The organism is Micromonospora sp. KC207, from assembly GCF_004348615.1.
Classification (GTDB): Bacteria; Actinomycetota; Actinomycetes; order Mycobacteriales; family Micromonosporaceae; genus Micromonospora.
On record NZ_SMKJ01000399.1, the window covers coordinates 1 to 4,768 of the forward strand.

The following is a 4,768-nucleotide window of genomic DNA, read 5'->3' on the forward strand; positions in this document are numbered from 1 at the left end:
GACCACGCCGCCGGCCGGCGGTGACTGCATGGCGGTCTACAAGGTGGTCAGCTCCTGGTCCGGCGGGTTCCAGGGCGAGGTGACCATCATGAACCACGGCTCGACGCCCTTCGCCGGCTGGAGGGCGACCCTGACCTGGCAGACGGGCCAGACCATCCACAGCCTGTGGAACGGCACGTACACCACGTCCGGGTCGACGGTGACGGTCACCAACAGCCCCTACAACGGCACGGTCGCGCCGGAGGGCACCACCACCTTCGGCTTCGTCGCCGGCAGCAGCGGCACGAGCTCGCTGCCGACGGTGAGCTGCACCCGCGTGTGATCCCGTGCCCGCCCGTCGGGTGCGGCGGCGAGCCGCCGCCAATCGGGCGCGGCGCACACGAGAAGGGCCCCCGCCTCGGCGGGGGCCCTTCCTCGTCCGGCTCAGCGGACCGGGGATCGCCCGCTCAGCGGACCATGGACCCGACGACCGGCTTCGTCAGCAGCGCCGACTGGTTGCGCTGGATGCCCGGGTCGAGCGTCTTGGCCACGAAGATCGCGTGCCAGATGCAGAAGATCAGCACGGTCCACACCTTGCGGGAGTGGTCGGCCTCCTCCCGCTTGTGCTCCTCCAGCAGCCGCATCGCGTACGGCAGGTCGATCAGCTCGCCCGCGCCGGAGTTGGCGAGCACCCAGCGGGCCCACTCGTACATCTCGCCGCGCAGCCAGACCCGGGTCGGGGTGGGGAAGCCCAGCTTCCTGCGGTTGACGATGGCCGGCGGCACGACGCCCTGGAGCGCCTGGCGCATGGCGTACTTGGTGGCGTCGGAGCGCGGCGGGAGCTTCAGGTCCACCGGGATGGTGGCCGCCACGTCGAACACCTCCTTGTCCAAGAACGGCACCCGGACCTCCAGCGAGTGCGCCATCGAGATCCGGTCGGCCTTGACCAGGATGTCGCCGCGCAGCCAGGTGTAGAGGTCGACGTACTGCATCTTGGTCACGTCGTCGAGCTCGGTGCACTCGGCGTAGATCGGGGCGGTGACGTCGGTGTAGCGCACCGAGGGGTCGTAGCGGCGCAGCAGGTGCTGCTTCTCCTCCTCGGTGAACATCCGGGCGTTGCCGTAGTAGCGCTGCTCGATCGGGGTGGTGCCACGCTCCAGGAAGCTCTTGCCCTTGACCCCCTGCGGGATGGCTTTGGAGACCGCGCGCAGCCCCTTCTGCACCCCGTCGGGCAGGCCGTTGACCGCGCCGAGGGACAACGGCTCCCGGTAGATGGTGTACCCGCCGAAGAACTCGTCGGCACCCTCGCCGGAGAGGACCACGGTGACGTGCTCGGCGGCCTTCTTCGCCACGAAATACAGCGGCACCAGCGCCGGGTCGGCCACCGGGTCGTCCAGATGCCAGACGATCTTCGGCAGCGCGTCGATCATGTCCTGCGGCCCGATCTTGGTCGGGATGGTGGTCACGTCGAGGTGCCGGGCCGAGTCCTGGGCGACGTCGATCTCCGAGTACCCGGCAACGTCGTAGCCGACGGTGAAGGTGAGGATGTGCGGGTTGAACTCGCGGGCCAGGGCCACCACGGCGGTGGAGTCGATGCCGCTGGACAGGAACGAGCCGACCGGCACGTCCGAACGCATGTGCATCCGGACGCTCTCCCGCAGCGTCTCCCGGATCTGGTGGTAGAGCCGCTGCTCGTCGGCGACCGGGGCGGGCCGGAACACCGGGCGGTACCAGCGACGCACGTCGATCCGGCCGCCCGGGGTCCAGGTCAGGTACTCCCCCGACCCGATCCGGCTGATCCCCAGGTGCAGGGTGCCGGGCTCCGGGACGTACTGGAGGGTCAGGTAGTGGCTCAGGTTCGCCGTGTCGATGCCCGCGTCCCCGGCGTACGCCGACTGGGCGAACGGCAGCAGCGCCTTCTTCTCCGAGGCGAGGTAGAGCCCGTCGGCGGTCTCCAGGTAGTGCAGCGGCTTGATGCCGAAGTTGTCGCGCGCGCCGAACGCCCGGCGCTCCTGGCGGTCCCAGATGACGAAGGCGAACATGCCGCGCAGCCGGGTGAGCACCTGCTCGCCCCAGTAGTGGTAGCCGGCGACGATCACCTCGCCGTCGCCGGCGGTGGCGAACTGGGCGCCGAAGGCGCGCACCAGCTCGTCGCGCAGCTCGATGTAGTTGTAGATCTCGCCGTTGAAGGTCAGCAGGTAGCGTCCGCCCGCGTACGGCAACGGCTCGTGGCTGGACGCCACGTCGATGATCGCCAGGCGCTTGTGCGCGAACACCCCGTCGGCGTACCGGCCGCCCGCGTCACCGACCACCTCGACCCCGGTCTCGTCCGGTCCGCGGTGGTGCAGGCATTCCAACGCCCCCGCGATGTGATCGCGGTGGGCGGCGGCATTGCCGTTAGCGCTGAAGAAGGCCAGGAGTCCGCACATGGTCGTCATCTTTCCACGCGGCGAGGGCGGCCGTCGCGGGCACCACAGGGTCTCCGCACCCGCGTGTGCGGGGTACCGTCTGGACAGGAACGAGGCGGAGGGAGCGGATCATGAGCGAGGACCGGACGGACGGCCAGCCGCCGGACGACGGCACCGAGTCGCACGACCCGGATTTTCCGGAGGCGTTCCTGTCGTTCATGCGTCAGGGCTGGCGGGACACTACCCTGCCGATCGGCCCCCGGGTGGAGGTGCCGAACCACGCCAAGCGGCGGGCCGCGCTCTCCGCGGCCTTCCCGGGCGAGACGCTGGTCATCCCCACGGGCGGGGAGAAGGTACGCGCCAACGACACCGAGTACCGGTTCCGGCCGGGCAGCGACTTCGCGTACCTGACCGGCGACCCCGACCCGGACAGCGTGCTCGTGCTGCGGCCGAACGGCTCGGGGCACGACGCGGTGCTGTACATGCGGCCCCGCTCCTCGCGGGACAACGACGAGTTCTTCCGCAGCCGGCACGGCGAGCTGTGGGTGGGCCGGCGGCACACCCTCGCGGAGAAGTCGACCGAGCTGGGCCTGCCCACCGCGGACCTGGCCGAGCTGGAGGCGGCGCTGGCCGACCTGGCGCCGGGGCGGACGCGGGTGCTGCGCGGCTTCGACGCCCGGGTCGACGCGGCCGTGCGCCCGTACGACGGGCCCCGGGAGGAGGGCCAGCCGGCCCGCGACCGGGAACTGGCCATCGCGGTCTCCGAGCTGAAGCTGGTCAAGGACGAGTGGGAGATCGCCCAACTCCAGGACGCGATCGACGCCACCGTGCGCGGCTTCGAGGACGTCGCCCGGGTGTTGCCGGCCGACCGGGGCGTCTCGGAGCGGCTGCTGGAGGGCATCTTCGCGCTGCGCGCCCGGCACGACGGCAACGACGTCGGCTACGGCTCGATCGTCGGGGCCGGCGAGCACGCCACGATCCTGCACTGGGTGCACAACCACGGCACCACCCGGCCGGGTGAGCTGCTGCTGATGGACATGGGCGTGGAGAACCGCAACCTCTACACCGCCGACGTCACCCGGGTGCTGCCGGTCGACGGCCGGTTCAACCCGCTGCAACGCCAGGTCTACGACGTCGTGTACGCCTCCCAGCAGGCCGGCATCGACGCGATCAGGCCGGGCGTGCCGTTCAAGGACGTGCACCGCACCTGCATGCGGGTGCTCGCCGAGGGGCTGCACGACCTGGGCCTGCTGCCGGTGAGCGTGGACGAGGCGATGGACGAGAAGTCGACCGTCTACCGCCGGTGGACGCTGCACGGCTTCGGGCACATGCTCGGCATCGACGTGCACGACTGCTCGAACGCCCGCAAGGAGGCGTACCGCGACGGCGCGCTCGGCGAGGGCTACGTGCTCACCGTGGAACCGGGGCTGTACTTCCAGCCCGAGGACGACCTGGTCCCGGAGGAATTGCGCGGCGTCGGCATCCGGATCGAGGACGACATCCTGGTCACCGCGACAGGCGCCGTGAACCTCTCCGCCGGGCTGCCGCGCGCCGCCGACGAGGTGGAGACCTGGCTGGCCGAGCAGCGCGAGGCGGGTCCGCGCCTGCCGGGCTGATCCAGGGGTACGACCACGCGACGGGCCCTGCCGCCGGTCACGACGATTGACGTCGTCGCGACCGGCGGCAGGGCCCGTTGACGTCTGCGCTGCTCACCCACTTCCCCCGGGCCGCCGGTTGACGCGTCACGCCCGAGGTGAGACGAATGCGGGCGTTTTTCGGATTCATGCCTCTCGCGAGGAACCTTCTCATACGGTGGTTATCAGAGGCTACAAACCCATTTGTGGCCGGTCGCACCGCTTCGAGCGATGCGACCCCGTCTGGCAGCAGGAAAGGGCGGAAGGCTCTGATGTCCAATGACATAACGACACCTGACGGTGGCCCGCCCGCGGGCACACCGGCACGAGGGCGGCGGAAACTCTGGGTGGCTGCGGGCGTCGCCGGACTGACCGGCGTGGTCGGCCTGGCGGCACTGGGCGGCCTGGCCGCTCGCGATGACAAGTCCGGCGGCGCGGACCGACTCTCGGACGCGCAGTCGTCGACGCCGAAGAAGAACGTCAGTGACGCCGGCAAGCCCGACCCGGTCTCCGGCGAGAAGGACGACAAGAAGGGTGGCCAGGACGCCCGCGGTGGCCAGGACGCCCGCGGTGGCCAGGACGCCCGCGGTGGCCAGGACGCCCGCGGTGGCCAGGACGACTGGCAGAACAAGGACTGGCAGGGCAAGGACAGCAAGGACTGGCAGGGCAAGGACGCCAAGGAACTGCCGTGTGACACCGACGTGCTGGTCGAGGCGGTGAACAGGGCCAACGAGGACAACGGCGGGG

3 protein-coding genes and 1 pseudogene are annotated in these 4,768 nt (G+C 70.6%); 3 read left to right on the forward strand and 1 reads right to left on the reverse strand.

Annotated features, from left to right (window positions below):
• A partial coding sequence (locus E1258_RS29975; protein ID WP_207919811.1) for a cellulose binding domain-containing protein occupies positions 1 to 322 on the forward strand: 322 nt, incomplete at its 5' end.
• 124 nt (positions 323 to 446) lie between these two features.
• Here E1258_RS29975 and asnB read toward each other — a convergent pair.
• A complete protein-coding gene (gene asnB, locus E1258_RS29980; protein WP_132407026.1) occupies positions 447 to 2,408 on the reverse strand; it encodes an asparagine synthase (glutamine-hydrolyzing) in 1,962 nt (653 codons plus the stop codon).
• 110 nt (positions 2,409 to 2,518) lie between these two features.
• On the opposite strand from asnB, the gene E1258_RS29985 reads away from it, so the two are divergent.
• Together E1258_RS29985 and E1258_RS34130 are read left to right on the forward strand one after the other, a co-directional pair.
• Entirely contained in the window at positions 2,519 to 4,003 is a 1,485-nt protein-coding gene (locus E1258_RS29985; RefSeq protein ID WP_132407029.1) for an aminopeptidase P family protein, read from the forward strand.
• Between the two features lie 290 nt (positions 4,004 to 4,293).
• A pseudogene (locus E1258_RS34130) lies at positions 4,294 to 4,768 on the forward strand (hypothetical protein); the annotation flags it as partial.

Excerpts from the sequence above, each read along its gene's own strand:
- asnB (WP_132407026.1), bottom strand. The coding sequence starts at position 2,408 with ATGTGCGGACTCCTGGCCTTCTTCAGCGCTAACGGCAATGCCGCCGCC.
- E1258_RS29985 (WP_132407029.1), top strand. The coding sequence starts at position 2,519 with ATGAGCGAGGACCGGACGGACGGCCAGCCGCCGGACGACGGCACCGAG.